We start from the raw sequence: 16098 nt of genomic DNA, 5'->3' as shown, positions 1-16098 counted from the left end.
CGACGCCGGAGAGCGTGGTCCCGGCGGTGCCGGCGCCGGTGAAGGCCAGCTTCACGAGGTCCACCACTGGCGTCAGCGGCAGGGCGTGCGCGAGGCGCTGGACGACGTCCGGGAAGGCGTCCAGCGGCAGGGAGAACCCGGAGAACAGCAGCGTGATCAGGATCGCGGGCATGGTGGTCAGCTGGGCGGACTCGACGGTCCGGGTGAAGTTCGCCGACCAGACGGCCAGCGCCGTCCAGGCCGCCGACCCCAGGACGACCGCCGGCACGAGCGCCCACGGATGCACCGGTACGGCGCCCAACGCCGCGGACGCCAGCGCGACGCCCATCCCCGTCTCGATCGTCAGCAGCGCCCATAGGGGCACGGCCGGGGCGAGCAGGATCTCCAGCGTCGTCGCCTCGCCGGTGCGCAGCCGCTTGAGCACGAGTTGTTCCCGCCGCGCGACCAGGGACGTCACCATCGTGTAGTACACGACGAACAGCAGCCCGGTGCCGAGCAGCACCATGACGAGGACGCTGCCGAGGGCGCCCGAACGCTGCCCCAGCTGCAGGAACATGACCGCCATCATCGGGGGCATCAGCACCGCGGTGAACATCGCGGTCTTGTTGCGCAGCAGGATCGTCGCCTCGGCGCGCACCAGCGCGCCGAACCGCCTGAGTGCGCTCGGACGCCGCCCGGGCCGGCCGTCGCCGGTGCGGGGCGCACGGGGGCTGGCGGAAAAGCTGTCGGTGGCGGCAGGGACGATCGTGTTCGTGGACATCAGGGCTCCTTCGGGGTGGTCGGCGGGGGTTGGCTGCGCGGAGGCGGTCCGGCCGGGCGGCCGGCCCTCCGCGCTCATCGGACGCCTCCGCTCGCGATGGCGAGAAACACACTTTCGAGCGAGGCGGGGGTGGCGGTCAGCCCGGGCAGCGTCTCGTCGCCCGCCCAGGCCAGCACGCGGGCGAGGGTGGCCTGCAGCGTCCGGGTCTCGATGGAGACGAGGTCGCCCACCGTGACCGAGGCGCCCGGCAGGTCGAGGGTGGCCGGGTCGAGGCGGTCGGGCCGGCGGAAGGTGATGGAGGCGGGCGTCCCGGCGACGATGTCGTCGAGCGTGCCCTCGGTGACGATGCGTCCGGCGTGCATGATCGCGATCCGGTCGGCGAGGCGTTCGGCCTCTTCGAGGTAGTGGGTGGTGAGCAGCACGGTCGTGCCGTGCGCGACCATGCCCTCGATGAGGTGCCAGATGCGGCGCCGCGACTCGGGGTCGAGGCCCGTGGTGGGCTCGTCGAGCACCAGCAGCTCGGGGCGCCCGAGAATGCCGAGGCCGACGTCGAGCCGGCGCTTTTCGCCGCCCGACAGGCTCTGCACCGCGGTGCCCGCGCGGCCGGCAAGGTCGACGTCGGCGAGCATGTTGTCGATCGCCCGCGGGTCGGTGAGCGTGCCGGCCCACATGCGGGCCACCTCGCGCACGGTCAGGGTGGCGGGGAAGCCCGACTCCTGCAGCACGACGCCGGTGCGCGGCCGGACGCGGGCGCGGTCGGCGATCGGGTCGAGCCCGAACACGCGGATCGTGCCGGCCGACGGGGCGCCGAGCCCCTCGATCAGCTCGACGGTCGAGGTCTTGCCCGCCCCGTTCGTGCCGAGCAGGGCGTACACCTCGCCGCGGCGGATCGTCAGGTCGACCCCGCGGACGGCCTCGAAGCCGCCCGCGGCCTTGCCGAGCCCGAGGCCGCGGCGGGCGCCGTACGTGCGCCGGACGCCGGTGAGCGTGACCACGTCGGCGCCGGCGGACGCCGGGTGGGCCGCGGGCCGCGGTGGGTGGTGGAGGCGGGTGGACGGCTGGGTCGTTGTCATGGCTCCAGCCAACCGGGCGGCGGCGTCCGCGGGCAGTGCCGAATCACACGGGCTCGCGTGGGTCCGTCACGGGCCGGCGGTGACGAATGTCATGGTCGCGGTCGATGGACGACGCGGGGGGTGAGACTCCCGGGTCAACTCCCGGGCCGGCCCACGTTCCCGCATCGGACGCCTCCCCGCGTCCACCACCCGGAAGGCGGTAGTGCGATCGCCGCAACGGTGGTTACTCTGCGTAACCAAGCGGGCGCCCCGGCGTCCGGCCCCCCGTGATCGGAGCGTCCCCCGCATGATCGAGCTCGAACACGTCAGCAAGCGCTACCCCGACGGCACGACGGCGGTGGCCGACTTCAGTGCCCAACTGCCCCCGCACACGACGACCGTGTTCGTCGGGTCGAGCGGCTGCGGCAAGACCACCCTGCTGCGGATGATCAACCGGATGGTGGAGCCCACCTCGGGCCGCGTCCTCATCGACGGCGACGACATCGCCGCGCAGGATCCGGTGGCGATCCGGCGCCGCATCGGCTACGTCATGCAGAACGGCGGGCTGCTGCCGCACCGGACGGTGCTCGACAACATCGCGACCGTCCCGCGCCTGATCGGCACCGACAAGGAGGCGGCCCACGCCCGCGCCCGCGAGCTCATGCAGCTCGTCGGCCTCGACCCGGCCCACGCGAACCGCTACCCGAGCCAGCTCTCGGGCGGGCAGCAGCAGCGCGTGGGCGTCGCGCGGGGGCTTGCGGCCGACCCGAACATCCTGCTCATGGACGAGCCGTTCGGCGCCGTCGACCCCCTCGTGCGGCGCGACCTGCAGAACGAGCTTCTGCGCATCCAGTCCGAGCTCGGCAAGACGATCGTGTTCGTCACGCACGACATCGAGGAGGCGTTCCTGCTGGGCGACCAGATCATCATCCTGAAGCAGGGCGGCGAGGTCGCCCAGCGCGGGTCGAGCGCCGACATTCTGGCCCACCCGGCCGACGACTTCGTCGCCGAGTTCGTGGGGCTCGACCGGGGCGAGCGCGTCCTGCGGCTGCAGCCGGGCGAGCGCGGGGACGTCCTCGTAGACGCCCACGGCCGCGCCGCCGGCGTCCTGGAGGGCCGGCCGTGAACTGGGTCGTCAACAACCTCGACGTCATCGCCGAGCGGACCCTCGCCCACCTCGCTCTGGCGCTCCCGCCCATCGTGCTGAGCTTCGTCATCGCGCTGCCGGTGGGTTGGCTGGCCAACCGCCGCCGCTGGCTGCGGACGCCGCTTCTGTCGGCGTCCGGGCTGCTGTACGCGATCCCGTCGCTGCCGCTGTTCGTCGTGCTGCCGATCATCATCGGCACCGGCATCCGCGATCCCCTGAACATCGTGGTCGCGCTGACGCTCTACGGCCTGGCGCTCATGGTGCCCTCCGCGGCGGACGCCCTCCAGGCCGTCGACCCGCGCGTCGAGGACGCCGCGACCGCCCTCGGCTACCGGCCGGTGAGCCGGTTCTTCGCCGTGGAGTTGCCCCTGGCCGGCCCGACGCTGCTGGCCGGGCTGCGGGTGGTCGCCGTGAGCACGATCTCCCTCGTCACCGTGGGTGCGGTGCTCGGCGTCCCGAGCCTGGGCCTGCTGTTCACCGACGGCTTCCAGCGCGGCATCGTCGCCGAGGTCGTCGCCGGCCTCGTCGTCACGGTCGCGCTCGCGCTGGCCCTCGACGGCCTGTTGGTCGCGCTGGGCCGCGTCCTGATGCCGTGGAGCCGCAGCCCGCGCACGCGCCTGACGGACGCCCCGGCCGACCAGTCGGCCGCGGCCCAGGGCGAGCCGGACGCCGTCGCCGATCCCGATGCCGCGTCCGACGCCCAGCCCGCCGGACGCCGGGGGGCCGACGCATGAGGTACCTCACCGAGGCTCTCGCCTGGATCGCCGACCCTGCCAACATGCCGGGTCCCGACGGCATCGCCGCCCGCACGGGCGAGCATCTGTGGTATTCGGCGCTCGGCGTCCTGCTGGCGTGCCTCGTCGCCGTCCCGGCCGGTTGGTACGTCGGGCACACCCGCCGCGGCCGCGGCCTCGCGGTCGGGCTGTCGGGCGCCGCCCGCGCGCTGCCGACGCTCGGCCTGGTCACGCTGCTCGGCATCCTGCTCGGCATCGGGCTGGTCGGGCCGATGATCGCGTTCGTCGTGCTCGCGATCCCGTCGGTGCTCGCCGGCGCGTACGCCGGCTTCGAGCAGATCGATCCCGCGACCGTGGACGCCGCCCGCGCGACCGGCATGACCGAGGCCCAGATCCTCACCCAGGTGGAGATCCCGCTCGGGCTGCCGCTGCTGATCGGCGGCGTCCGGTCGGCCGTGCTGCAGGTGATCTCGACTGCCACGCTGGCCGCGTACGTGGGCTCCGGGGGCCTCGGCCGGTTCCTGTTCCTCGGCCTCAAGACGCAGGACTACGGGCAGATGCTCGCGGCGTCCCTGCTCGTCGTGCTGCTCGCCATCGCGTCCGAACTGGTGTTCGGCGTGCTCCAGCGGCTCCTGACCCCCGCCGGCGTCCGTCGCCGCTGAACCCGTCTCACCAACCGACCCATCGAAAGGAACCCGCCATGTCCTCTCCGATCAGCCGCCGCCGGCTCGGCGTCCTCGCCGGGCTCGGCCTGCTCGCCGCCACCGCCACCGCCTGCTCGAACAGCGACCCCCTGGCCAGCGGGACGCCCGCGGCGTCCGGCACGCTCGTGGTCGGCTCCCAGCAGTACTACAGCAACGAGATCATCGCGGAGCTGTACGCGCAGTCGCTGGAGAAGGCCGGGTTCACCGTGCAGCGGCAGTACCAGATCGGCCAGCGCGAGGTGTACCTGCCTGACCTGGCCGCCGGCAAGATCGACGTGATCCCCGAGTACGGCGGCAACCTGCTGCAGTACTACGACAAGAACACGACCGCGAAGGACGCCGCGGCGATCCAGAGCGCGCTCGCGTCCGCGCTGCCGCAGGGCCTGCGGGCGCTGGAGCACGCCGCCGCGACCGACCAGGACTCGTACACGGTCACCAAGCAGTTCTCCGACCAGCATCGGCTCACGTCGCTGGCCGACCTCAGCAAGGTCACCGATCCGCTGAAGATCGCGGCGAACAGCGAGTTCGCGAAGCGTCCGTACGGGCCGGACGGTCTGAAGTCGGCCTACGGGGCCACGGTCACGCTCGTGCCGGTGGAGGACTCGGGCGGCCCGCTCACCGTCAAGGCGCTCAAGGACGGCACGACCCAGCTCGCCGACATCTACACGGCCGACCCGTCGATCACCCGCGAGAACCTCGTCGTGCTGGACGACCCGAAGCACCTGATCCTGCCCCAGAACGTCACCCCGATCGTGTCGGCGAAGGTCAACGACGCGGCCGCGGACGCGATCAACAAGGTCAATGCCCAGCTCTCGCTGGAGGACCTCCGCGCGCTCAACTCCGCGAGCGTCAACGAGCAGAAGAAGTCCGCCGACATCGCGTCGGCCTGGCTGAAGCAGAAGGGTCTGGCGTGACCCCAGGGTCCGCCTTCGACCCGTACAACCGCCGCTGCCCCTCCCGTACGCTGCTCGACACGCTGGCGAGTCGCTGGGCGGTGCTCATCGTCGCGAGCCTGGGCGACGGCCCGCTGCGCTTCTCCGAGCTTCGCGAGCGCATCGGCGGGCTGTCGCAGAAGATGCTCTCGCAGACGCTGCGCGACCTGCGCCGCGACGGCCTCGTCCGGCGGGACGCCGCGCAGGCCGGCCCTCGCCGCGTCGAGTACGCCCTGACGCCGCTCGGCGCGACGCTGGCGCCGGTCATGGACGACCTCGTTGCCTGGGCCCGCACGAACGCCGCCGCCGTGCTGACGTACCAATCGGATCATCCCGACGTCACCGATCAGGAGAAACCATGACCGCACCCATCGCCATCACCGGAGCCACCGGACAGCTCGGCGGCCGCGTCGCGCGCTTGCTGGCCGACGCGGGCGTCCCCCTGCGGCTCGTCGTCCGGACGCCGTCGCGCGCGCCCGAGCTGCCCGGCTGCGAGGTCGCGCAGGCCGAGTACGGCGACGCGGACGCCGTCCGAGAGGCCTTGTCGGGCTGCGACCTCGCGCTGATGGTCTCGGCGGGGGAGTCGGCCGACCGCGTCGACCAGCACCGGACGTTCGTGAACGCGGCCGTGGACGCCGGCGTCCAGCACCTCGTCTACACGTCGTTCGCGGCGGCGTCCCCCGAGGCGACGTTCACGCTGGGCCGCGACCACTGGCACACCGAGGAGGCGATCCGCGACAGCGGGGCGACGTTCACGCTGCTGCGCGACAACTTCTACGCCGACGTGCTGCCCGCCTTCGCGGACGCCCACGGCGCGATCACCGGGCCCGCCGGCGACGGGCGGTGCGCGTTCGTCGTCCGCGCGGACGTCGCCGAGGCCGCCGCCGCGGTCCTCCGCCACCCGGACGCCCACGCGAACGCGACCTACACCCTCACCGGCCCGACCGCGCCGACCCTCACCGAGGCCACCGTGACGCTCACGGCCTTCTCGGGCCGGGTGTACCGGTTCGTCGACGAGACGGTCGAGCACGCGGCCGAGCGGCTGCGCCGCGACTGGCCGGGTGAGCCGGACTGGCAGTACGAGGCCTGGATCAGCACCTACACCGCCATCGCGTCCGGGGTGCTCGCCGAGGTGACCGACGACGTCGAGACCCTGATCGGACGCCCGCCGACCAGCCTCGCCGACTTCGCCCGGACGCTGCGCGGCTGAGCCGCCACCCCGGACGGGGAAGCCCCTCCCTCCGTGTCCCATCCCGGACGCCGCCGTTGGGCCCGTTGTGGGGGCGAGGTTAGGCTGGGCTTACCTCGGCGCGAGACGCGCCGACGGTGCTCAAGATACTGAGTTCCGCAGTCCAGTCAGGGGCGATCGCCCCCACACGGAGGTTTCATGAAGCGGTTCGGCAAGCGCTCGCGCCACCACGTCGTGATCGTCGGTTCGGGCTTCGGCGGCCTGTTCGCCGCCCAAGCCCTCAAGGACGCCGACGTCGACATCACGCTCGTCGCCAAGACGACCCACCACCTGTTCCAGCCGCTGCTGTACCAGGTGGCGACGGGCATCCTGTCGGAGGGGGAGATCGCCCCGGCGACCCGGGAGATCCTGAAGCGGCAGAAGAACGTCCAGGTGGTGCTGGGCCTGGTCGAGACGATCGACCTCGACGCGAAGCAGGTCACGTGGCGGCACCTCGACAACCCGTCCACGCTCACCTACGACTCGCTGATCGTGGCGGCCGGCGCCGGGCAGTCGTACTTCGGCAACGATCAGTTCGCGACGTTCGCGCCCGGCATGAAGTCGATCGACGACGCGCTCGAGCTGCGCTCGCGCATCTTCTGGGCGTTCGAGCAGGCCGAGATGGCCGACAGCCCCGAGGAGGTGCGCCGGCACCTCACGTTCTGCGTCGTCGGCGCCGGGCCGACGGGCGTCGAGATGGCCGGCCAGATCCGCGAGCTGGCGTCCCGGACGCTGGCGAAAGACTTCCGCGACATCGACCCTCGTCAGGCGCGGGTCATCCTCATCGACGGCGCCCCGCAGGTGCTGCCGCCGTTCGGCAAGCGGCTGGGCGCGAAGACCCAGCGGGCCCTCGAAAAGGTGGGTGTCGAGGTGAAGCTCAACGGCCTCGTGACCGACCTCGACTTCAACGGCCTCACCGTCAAGTACAAAGACGGCAGCAGCGAGCACATCGACTCCTCCTGCAAGATGTGGGCGGCCGGCGTCCAGGCGAGCGACCTGGGCAAGACGCTGGCCGAGCAGTCCGGCGCCGAGCTCGACCGGGCCGGCCGCATCAACGTGCAGCCCGATCTCTCGCTGCCCGGCCACCCCGACGTCTTCGTGATCGGCGACATGATGGCCGTCAAGGGCGTCCCGGGCGTCGCGCAGGGCGCGATCCAGTCGGCGCGCTACGTCGCGAAGCTGATCGCCGCCCGGCAGCTGCGGCCCGGCGAGGCGAGGGACAAGGCGCTCGCCGAGGCGTCCAAGCCGTTCAAGTACGTCGACAAGGGTTCGATGGCGACCATCGCGAAGTTCAACGCGGTGGTGAAGGTGGGCAAGTTCGAGATCACCGGCTTCGTCGCGTGGGCGATGTGGCTCGTGCTGCACCTGCTCTACATCGCCGGCTTCAAGCAGCGCATCTCGACGCTGCTGCGCTGGGTGATCAGCTTCTTCTCCAACGCGCGCTCCGAGCGGGTCACGACCAACCAGCAGTTGGTCGGCCGCCTCGCGATGGAGCAGCTCGGGCAGCGGACGTCCGGGCCGCTGTTCCGCGGCGACGACCTCGTGGACGCCTACACCGAGCACAAGGCCGAGCGCACGCGCCGCGAGCAGGCCTGAGGGGAGGGGCGGGCGGCCGGCGCCGGCCGGGTCGCCCGGCCTCGCCGAGCCGCACGCCCGGCTGGACGCCCGCGTGGCGTCCGGCTTGGGCGTCGGATTAGGTTGGGACGCATGAGTAACGTCACGATCATCGGGGGCCACGGCAAGGTCGCCCTGCTGCTGGCCCCGCTGCTGAAGAAGGCGGGTCACGAGGTCAGCTCGTGGATCCGCAACCCCGAGCACGTCGCCGACGTCGAGGCGACGGGCGCGGAGGCCGTCGTCGCCGACATCGAAACCATGAGCGCCGCCGACATGGCCGAACTGCTGAAGGACACCGGCACCGACGTCGTCGTGTGGAGCGCGGGCGCGGGCGGCGGCAGCCCGAAGCGCACCTACGCCGTCGACCTGGAGGCCGCCCGCCGGTCGATGGAGGCCGCCGGGCTCGCCGGCGTCCAGCGGTACCTGATGGTGTCGTACTTCGGCGCCGGGCCGAACCACGGCGTCCCCGAGAGCAACTCGTTCTACGCGTACGCGGACGCCAAGTCGCAGGCCGACGGGGCGCTGGCCGAGACGTCGCTGGACTGGACGATCCTGCGTCCCAGCACCCTCACCCTCGAGGCGCCGACCGGCTCGATCGAGACCGGCGAGGGCGTCGAGGGCTCGCACGTGTCGCGCGGCAACGTCGCGGCCGTGATCGCGGCCGCCGTCGACGACCCGGCGACGATCGGCAAGACCTACGAGTTCAACGACGGCTCCACCCCGATCGCCGAGGCGCTCGGCTGAGTCGCGTCGCCCGCGACGTCCCGTTCGTGGGACGCCGCGGGCGCCTGTTTTCCGCTCGCCTTCCCGACGCGTCTCGCCGGGAGCGTCACTTGTCGCGCGTAGCGCACGGCGATGGATGATGGGCGGCGTGAGGAAGCTCGGCAAGGTTCTGCTGTGGATCGTGGGCGCGGTCGTCGCCCTCGCGTTGATCGTGCTCGTGGTGCGGGGGATCAACGGGTGGCGCTACCCGCAACCCGCGCTGCGGAGGGAGAACCCGGCGGATCTCTCGACGTACAGCGGGCGTCCGGGGGTGGGCGTCACGCACGTCACCGGCACGTACCTCAACGGCTTCCACCTCAAGCCCGACCGCGTCACCCATCGCGGCGTCGTCGTCACGTTCGGGGGCTCCGACGGCGGCTGCAATTGGGACCTCGCCAACCGGCTCGCCGACCAGGGCTACGAGGTGCTCGCCCTGTTCTTCTTCGGCCAGGAGAACCAGCGGCCGACGCTGGACAAGGTTCCGCTGGAGTTCTTCGGCGAGGTGCTTCAGTACGTGGACGCCCACGCGTCGTCGGCGGCGCCCGTCACGGTCGTGGGCGTCTCGAAGGGCGGCGAGCTGGTCTCGCTGCTGCCGACGTACTACCCGCGCATCGACAACGTCGTCGCCTACTCGCCTGGTGAGTACGTGTACCAGGGCCTCGACTACGCGGCGCCCGGGTCGTCGTGGACGTGGCAGGGCCGAGAGCTACCATACGTGCGCTTCCAGTACAGCTCGCCGCAGGGTCTGGCCGACATGATGGTGCCGCGGTTGCTGAACACGCCCATGCGGCTCCGGACGACCTACGAGACATCCACCGCCCGCGATCCGGACGCCGCGGCGGCCAGGATCGACATCACCACGCTGCGCGGGCACCTGCTCACGTTCGCCGGCAGCGACGACCAGATGTGGCAGGGCGACGTCGCCGCGGTCGATCTGGCGCGGGCCAAGGGCGCGCTCGGTGAAGCACATGTGTACCCCGGCGCCGGGCACCTCTTCTGGCTGCCCGGCGACCACGTGGGCGGCTTCCTCATGGGCGGAACCAAGGAGGCGAACCTCGCGGCCTTCGAAGACAGCAACCGGGTGCTCGCCGCACGGCTCGCCGACTGGCACCGGTAGGGCCTGGCCGGCGAGCGTCGGCGCGCCGCTCGTCGCGTCCGGTTCTTGCGGACCCAATCCCTCGCTCATGCCGCTCTGCCTCGGTAGCGTGGACGGCCTCAGCCACACCCCACACCGAGGGAGATCCCGATGGCCGACCCCACCGTCCTGGCGCTGCGACACGTCTCGTTCGAGGATCTCGGCGTCGTCGCGCCCGTGCTCGCCAACCGGGGGCTGGTGGCCCGCTACTGGGACGCCGGCGTCGACCCGGTGTCCGAACTCGAGGACGCCGACCCCGCCCTGCTCGTCATCCTGGGCGGCCCGATCGGGGCCCGCGACGAGGCGCTGCACCCGTTCCTGGACGCCGAGTTGGCCCTGATCCGCCGGCGGCTGGACGCCGGGCGTCCCGTGTTGGGCGTGTGCCTGGGCGCGCAACTCATCGCGCGGGCGCTCGGCGGGGGCCTCCGGGCGGGGGACGCCGAGATCGGCTGGGCGCCGGTCGACCTGACGGCCGCGGGCGAGGCGTCCGTGCTCGCGCCGCTGGCGGGCGTCCCGGTGCTGCACTGGCACGGCGACCGCATCGTGCTGCCGGAGGGCGTCGAGTCGCTGGCGTCCACGGCGACGACGCCGGTGCAGGCGTTCGCGACGGCGTCCGCGTTGGGGCTGCAGTTCCATCTGGAGGCCGACCCGTCCCGCATCGACCGCTGGCTGATCGGGCACGCGCATCAGATCGGCGCGAACGGGCTCGACCCGCGGGTCATCCGCGAGGACGCCGCCCGCCTCGGCCCGACCTTGGAGCCGATCGGACGCCGTGTCGTCGCCGACTGGCTCGACGCGGTCGGCCTGCCGGGCTGACGCGCCCCCTGTGACGTTTCAGTGCTGCGTTCCCCACACTCCAGGGTGGACAACGCCGCATAGAAACGCACACGGGCCGGCGTCCGAAACCCCTTGCCAGAGGTGTTGCGCCGGGGGCATCCGTGCGAAGATCGCTTATGGGCCGAGAGACCTCCGCGCGCTCGTACACGCGCGAACAGCGGGCACGGTTCCGCGACAAGGTGCTGAGCGACCTCGACGTGCTCGAGCAGATGCTCGCGCGCGACCTCTTCGACTTCGACGAGCCGATGTCGGGCCTCGAAATCGAGTTGAACCTGGTCGATGAGAACTTCGAGCCGCGCATGCAGAACGCCGACGTGCTCGACGCGATCGCCGACCCCGAGTACCAAACCGAGCTGGCGCGGTTCAACATCGAGTTCAACGTGAGCCCCCGGACGCTGCGCGGGTCGAACCTGCTCGATCTGGAGCGGGACCTGCGGGCGTCCCTGAACAAGGCCGAGGCCCGCAGCAACGAGGTCGGCAGCCACATCGTGATGATCGGGATGCTGCCGACCGTCACGCCCGAGACGTTCGCCGGCGACTGGATGAGCGACAACGCCCGCTACGAGGCGCTGAACGCGGCCATCCTGACGTCGCGCGGCGAGGATATCTTCCTCGATATTCACGGCACCTCCGAGCACCTCTCCGAATTCACCGGCTCGATCGCCGCGGAGTCGGCCTGCACATCGGTCCAGTTGCACCTGCAGGTCTCCCCGGACGCCTTCGACCGCCACTGGAACGCCGCGCAACTTCTCGCCGGCCCGCAACTCGCTCTCGCGGCCAACTCGCCGTTCTTCTTCGGCAAACACCTGTGGGCCGAGTCGCGCACCGAGGTGTTCACCCAGGCGACGGACACCCGGCCGATCGAGCTGAAGAATCAGGGCGTCCGGCCGCGGGTGTTTTTCGGCGAAGGGTGGATCACGTCGATCTTCGACCTGTTCGAGGAGAACACCCGCTACTTTCCGGCGCTGTTGCCCGAGGTGGGCGACGAGGATCCTCAGGCGATTCTGGACGCCGGCGGCACCCCGGCGCTCGACGAGATGAGCCTCCACAACGGCACGATCTACCGCTGGAACCGGCCCATCTACGACACGGTCGGCGGAAGCGCGCACCTGCGCGTCGAGAACCGGGTACTGCCCGCCGGGCCGACCATCATCGACACGCTCGCGAACGCGGCGTTCTACTACGGGACGCTGCGCGTCCTCGCGGAGGACGAGCGGCCCCTCTGGACGCGCATGGCCTTCTCGAGCGCCGAGGAGAACTTCATCGCCGGGGCCCGGTTCGGCATCGACGCGTCGCTGTACTGGCCGGGGCTCGGGGAGATGCCGGCGAGCGAGCTGACGCTGCGTCACCTGCTGCCGCTCGCCCGCGAGGGGCTGCAGCGGTGGGGCGTGGACGCAGGGGTCATCGAGCGCTACCTGGGCGTCATCGAGGGCCGCTGCCTGACCGGCGTGAACGGGGCCGAGTGGCAGGCGGCGGCGGTGCGGCGGCTGGAGGCGTCCGGCTTGGACCGCCCCGACGCGCTGCGCGCCATGACCGCCCTGTACGTGGAACAGATGCACACGAACGCCCCGGTGCACACCTGGCGGCTGCCCGACTAGCGACCGGACGCCGCGAGGGCCGCCCCGGGTGGGGCGACCCTCGGTGCGGGTGGGGCGTCCGGTCAGGCGACCGGGTCGACGCGTTCGCTGTGCTTGACGGCCCGGCGCTCGCGGCGTCCGGAACCGATGGCGTGGTCGAGCGACGACCGGCCGCCGCCGGTGAAGAACAGCGCGAGCCCCAGCACGGCGTACAGCAGCGCCGACTCGGCGGAGAGCCCGCCGGTGCGGGCGTCGATCAGTCCGCTCGTGGGCACGACGAACACGACCGCGATGAACCCCATCATCACCGCCATCAGCAGGCCGGAGAGCCGGGTGAACAGGCCGATGAGCAGCAGGATCGGCAGCGCGATCTGCCCCGCGACCACGAGGAACGAAAAGATGTCGGGCGCGAGCGCGCCGAAGCCGTTGCTCGCCACCGCGTTGCGGAAGCCTGCGTACCCCATCGCCTTGTGGATGCCGTGCGGCAGCAGCATGAGCGCCCCGATGCGCAGCACGAGCAGACCGATGTCGGTGGTCGCCCGGTTCTGCATGCGGGCCATCTGCAGGCGGTAGGCGAGGTCGCGGCGCTCGTCGGGAACGGCGGTCGGCGTGGCGACGTCGGCGTCGGCGTCGGCGTAACGACGATCGGACGCCCCGGCGCCCTGGGCGGCGCGGGTGCGGTCGCGTTCGTCGGAGAGCGCGGAGTCGCGGTAGGCCGGATCGCGGGGGGCCGCATCGCGGTCTGCCGGATCGCGGTACGCGGGGTCGCGGTACGCGGGGTCGCGCGGCGCGTCGGTCGTGCGGTCGCGGCTGGTCAGGCCGTCCCCGCGGTCGTCGCGGATGGGGTGCCGTCGGCGTCCCGAGCCATGTTGTCGTCGGGCCGGCCGGTCGGGGTGCTGCTGGGCATGTCGTCTCCTCCTCCATGGACGCCATCCGAGGGCGCCTTGCGGCTCCTAACCTAGTCAGAGCCGTGTAGCGAGAGTACGCGCGTCGGCGGCGACGGTCGTTCGTTGCCGGACCGACGCGTTTTTCTCAGGTTCGACGAGGGGGCGGCGCGTCCGGCCGGGGGGCCCCGAGACGACACGGCGGCCCCGACGCGTCGGGGCCGCCGTGATCGTTCGCCGGATTCAGGACCGCGACTGCGCGGCCGCCACCGCCGAGGCGAGCTGGCCGAGGGACGCCTCCAGGTCGGACGCCTCGAACTTCGGGAGGCCCACCTGGTTGACGGTGTTCTTGTCGACGTCGCCCCAGCGGTAGCTGAGCCGCACGAGCGTGGCCTCGGACCCCTGCGGCTCGAGTTCGTAGAGCCACTCCCAGCCGAAGGGCTCGTCGGCGTCCGTGGGGCCGGGGCGCCACGCGATGAGCTTGTTCTCGATGAAGCCGGTCACGTGGTTGTCCGTCTGGTACTCGGGCTCGCGGCCCCTGCCGGCGTTGCTGGTCATGTTCATCCGGAACACGTCGCCGACCGCCTTGATGCGGTTCGTCTTCTCGTCGCTGACGACGGTGCCGGAGGCGTCCGTCTCAGGGTGTCGTTCGGGGTTGCTGAGGATGTCGAAGATCACTGCCGCCGGGGCGTCGATGAGGCGCTCGGCGCTGCGTTCGGTTTCGGTCGTCATCCGTTCATCCCATCACATCGTGGCTTGTGGTGGCTACCTTCCCCTGTCAGCCCCCGTCTATCAGCGAGCCCGGGTCGTCGGGGACGTCGGCGGCGTACGTCGCGAGGACGTCGAACGGGACGATGTCCAGCACCCGCTCGTGGGTGGCGGCCAGGATGACCGGCGCGGCGCGCCCGGCCTGGTGGGACTGCAGCCAGCGGGCGGCGACGACGCACCAGCGGTCGCCCGGACGCAGGCCGGGGAACAGCCATTCGGGGCGCGGGGTGACCAGGTCGTTGCCGGTCGCGCGCTGGTGCTCCAGGAACTCCTGCGTCGCGACGACGCAGATCGTGTGGCTGCCGAGATCCTCCGGCCCGGTCTCGCAGCGGCCCGTTCGATAGAAGCCGGTCAGGGGGTCCGAGCCGCACTCGACCAACGGCTCACCCATCACGTTGCGCTCGGTCATGTCTCGACGGTACCGAGCCCGCTCGCCGCCCGTGAGCGTTTGACCAGGTGCGATCCGTTCACGAGGACGCCGCATCCCGCGCGGCCAGCCACGCGAGTGCCTCGCGCCGCGACAGGGGCGCGAGGTCGTGCTCGGCCACGAACCGGCGCACCCAGGCGGCGTCCGTCTTGGAGTATTCGCGTAGCGCCCAGCCGATGGCCTTGCGGGCGAAGAAGTCGGGGTCGGCGATGCTGCCGGCGATCGCGTCGGTGAGCAGCGCCGTGTCGGTGTCGGCCTTGGAGCGCAGTTGGCTGAGGATGGCGGTGCGGCGGAGCCACAGGTTCCGCTCGGACGCCCACGCGCGCAGCAGCGGCGTCATGGTCGCCGGGTGTGCCCTCAGCAGGTCGCCGACGCTGTGGGACGCCAGTTGGTCCACGTAGTCCCACCATGCGCCGGACACGATCAGGTGGCGGATCACCCGAAGCAGCGCCTCGTCGGGCTGCCGCGCCCACCCCCGGTACCGTCGGTCGCGCAGCAGGGCGATCGCGGCGTAGCGCTCTTCGCGGTGGGTCGCGGCGTCCCACAGCTCCGCGACGGCGACGAGCCACGCGGGGCGTCCGGGCAAGGGGTGCTGCTCGAACAGCGGACGCAGCGCCGCCTTCAGCACGGGCGTCTTGAGCCCGCGGTACGGCATGGCCGACTTCATGTACCGCTGTTGCTGGACGCCGACCTCCGGGTCGGCCGCCGCGGCCAGGGCCGCGCGGACGGCGTCCGTCAGCCGGGTGACCGCCGGGTCGGTCTCGCTCGCGGGGCCGCTCATGCGGACAGCCTACGGATGACGGCGGGCCCGCGGGATGCGAGGATCGGCGCGTGAGGAGCGACCCCGCGGTGGGACACCGGTGAGCGGCCCGAGCTCTGGCGCGCCGGAGCCGACCGCCCGCGACCGGCGGGCCGCCCGCTATTGGGACCGCCAGGCCGCCAGCTACGACGAGCGCACCGCCGGCGTCGAGCGCCGCTTCCTCGCGGACAGCCGCCGCTGGGTCTGCGAGCGCGCGGCGGGGGAGACGCTCGAGGTCGCCGTCGGCACGGGCGCGAACCTGTCGCTGTACCCCGCGGGCGTCCGGCTGACCGCGCTCGACCGCAGCCCCGCGATGCTGGACGCCGCCCGCCGCCGCGCGGACGCCCTCGGCCGGGAGGCGCGCTTGGTCAGCGGCGACGCCGGCGCGCTGCCGTTCGCGGCGGCGTCCTTCGATGCGATCGTCTGCACCTATGCGCTGTGCGGCATGCCGGACGAGCGCCAGGCCCTCACCGAGATGGTGCGCGTGCTGCGCCCCCACGGACGCCTGCTGCTCGCCGACCACGTGGTCGCGACGAACCCCCTGGTCAGGGGGCTGGAGCGGTTGCTGGAGCTCGTGACGGTGCCGCTGCAGGGCGAGCACTACACGCGGCGCCCGCTGACCGTGGTGCGCGCGATGGGGCTGGCCGTCGTCGAGACCGACCGGCTGCACGCCGGGGCGATCGAGCGGCTGCACGCGACCGCTGCGCCGGTCAGCGGCGGGCATCGCTGACCGAGCCG

Annotated in this window: 18 protein-coding genes; 12 read left to right on the top strand and 6 right to left on the bottom strand. The window is 72.1% G+C overall.

Annotation, left to right across the window (positions count from 1 at the left end; translation table 11 throughout):
* A partial coding sequence (locus WMJ97_RS10330) for an ABC transporter permease (protein WP_347348909.1) occupies positions 1–760 on the bottom strand: 760 nt, incomplete at its 3' end.
* Between the two features lie 74 nt (positions 761–834).
* Positions 835–1833, bottom strand: coding sequence for an ABC transporter ATP-binding protein (locus tag WMJ97_RS10325; RefSeq protein WP_347348908.1), 999 nt, complete (start codon positions 1831–1833; stop codon positions 835–837).
* 286 nt (positions 1834–2119) lie between these two features.
* Here WMJ97_RS10325 and WMJ97_RS10320 point away from each other — a divergent pair, with 286 nt between their 5' ends.
* The 11 genes from WMJ97_RS10320 to WMJ97_RS10270 all read left to right on the top strand — a co-directional run bounded on the left by WMJ97_RS10320 (position 2120) and on the right by WMJ97_RS10270 (position 12503).
* Positions 2120–2938 (top strand): ATP-binding cassette domain-containing protein, encoded by an 819-nt coding sequence (locus WMJ97_RS10320; RefSeq protein ID WP_347348907.1) that lies wholly within the window; start codon positions 2120–2122, stop codon positions 2936–2938.
* Positions 2935–3693, top strand: a complete 759-nt coding sequence (locus tag WMJ97_RS10315; RefSeq protein ID WP_347348906.1) for an ABC transporter permease subunit — start codon at positions 2935–2937, stop codon at positions 3691–3693. Before WMJ97_RS10320 ends, WMJ97_RS10315 begins: the two co-directional genes overlap by 4 nt.
* Positions 3690–4355, top strand: coding sequence for an ABC transporter permease (locus WMJ97_RS10310; protein ID WP_347348905.1), 666 nt, complete (start codon positions 3690–3692; stop codon positions 4353–4355). The genes WMJ97_RS10315 and WMJ97_RS10310 overlap by 4 nt, the downstream gene beginning before the upstream one ends.
* A 38-nt stretch (positions 4356–4393) precedes the next feature.
* A complete protein-coding gene (locus WMJ97_RS10305; protein WP_347348904.1) occupies positions 4394–5311 on the top strand; it encodes an ABC transporter substrate-binding protein in 918 nt (305 codons plus the stop codon).
* Positions 5308–5691: a helix-turn-helix domain-containing protein gene (locus WMJ97_RS10300; protein ID WP_347348903.1), complete on the top strand. Its 384-nt coding sequence runs from the start codon at positions 5308–5310 to the stop codon at positions 5689–5691. The genes WMJ97_RS10305 and WMJ97_RS10300 overlap by 4 nt, the downstream gene beginning before the upstream one ends.
* Positions 5688–6539, top strand: a complete 852-nt coding sequence (locus WMJ97_RS10295) for an SDR family oxidoreductase (RefSeq protein ID WP_347348902.1) — start codon at positions 5688–5690, stop codon at positions 6537–6539. Before WMJ97_RS10300 ends, WMJ97_RS10295 begins: the two co-directional genes overlap by 4 nt.
* A gap of 177 nt (positions 6540–6716) precedes the next feature.
* Positions 6717–8153: an NAD(P)/FAD-dependent oxidoreductase gene (locus WMJ97_RS10290; protein ID WP_347348901.1), complete on the top strand. Its 1437-nt coding sequence runs from the start codon at positions 6717–6719 to the stop codon at positions 8151–8153.
* Positions 8154–8264: 111 nt separating this feature from the next.
* Positions 8265–8915 (top strand): NAD(P)H-binding protein, encoded by a 651-nt coding sequence (locus WMJ97_RS10285; protein WP_347348900.1) that lies wholly within the window; start codon positions 8265–8267, stop codon positions 8913–8915.
* Positions 8916–9042: 127 nt separating this feature from the next.
* Positions 9043–10050 carry an acyl-CoA thioester hydrolase/BAAT C-terminal domain-containing protein gene (locus WMJ97_RS10280; protein WP_347348899.1) on the top strand — a complete coding sequence of 336 codons (1008 nt, stop codon included), beginning with the start codon at positions 9043–9045 and terminating at the stop codon, positions 10048–10050.
* Between the two features lie 129 nt (positions 10051–10179).
* On the top strand, positions 10180–10884 hold the full coding sequence (locus WMJ97_RS10275; protein ID WP_347348898.1) for a glutamine amidotransferase: 705 nt from the start codon (positions 10180–10182) through the stop codon (positions 10882–10884).
* Between the two features lie 137 nt (positions 10885–11021).
* Positions 11022–12503, top strand: coding sequence for a glutamate-cysteine ligase family protein (locus tag WMJ97_RS10270; protein WP_347348897.1), 1482 nt, complete (start codon positions 11022–11024; stop codon positions 12501–12503).
* 62 nt (positions 12504–12565) lie between these two features.
* Here WMJ97_RS10270 and WMJ97_RS10265 read toward each other — a convergent pair whose 3' ends face one another.
* The 4 genes from WMJ97_RS10265 to WMJ97_RS10250 form a co-directional block, all read right to left on the bottom strand.
* Positions 12566–13042, bottom strand: a complete 477-nt coding sequence (locus WMJ97_RS10265) for a DoxX family protein (RefSeq protein ID WP_347348896.1) — start codon at positions 13040–13042, stop codon at positions 12566–12568.
* A gap of 567 nt (positions 13043–13609) precedes the next feature.
* Positions 13610–14098 (bottom strand): hypothetical protein, encoded by a 489-nt coding sequence (locus WMJ97_RS10260; RefSeq protein ID WP_347348895.1) that lies wholly within the window; start codon positions 14096–14098, stop codon positions 13610–13612.
* A gap of 46 nt (positions 14099–14144) precedes the next feature.
* Positions 14145–14543: a DUF2237 domain-containing protein gene (locus WMJ97_RS10255; protein WP_347348894.1), complete on the bottom strand. Its 399-nt coding sequence runs from the start codon at positions 14541–14543 to the stop codon at positions 14145–14147.
* Between the two features lie 58 nt (positions 14544–14601).
* A complete protein-coding gene (locus tag WMJ97_RS10250) occupies positions 14602–15342 on the bottom strand; it encodes a DNA alkylation repair protein (protein ID WP_347348893.1) in 741 nt (246 codons plus the stop codon).
* Positions 15343–15421: 79 nt separating this feature from the next.
* On the opposite strand from WMJ97_RS10250, the gene WMJ97_RS10245 reads away from it, so the two are divergent.
* The gene (locus WMJ97_RS10245) at positions 15422–16090 is read left to right on the top strand and encodes a class I SAM-dependent methyltransferase (RefSeq protein ID WP_347348892.1); all 669 of its coding nucleotides are present in this window, start codon (positions 15422–15424) and stop codon (positions 16088–16090) included.
* Positions 16091–16098: the final 8 nt, after the last annotated feature.

It is taken from the genome of Nigerium sp. (assembly GCF_039811905.1).
GTDB lineage: Bacteria > Actinomycetota > Actinomycetes > Propionibacteriales > Propionibacteriaceae > Propioniciclava.
Note: the sequence above shows the minus strand (reverse complement) of the source record. Positions and strands in the feature narration are given on the sequence as shown.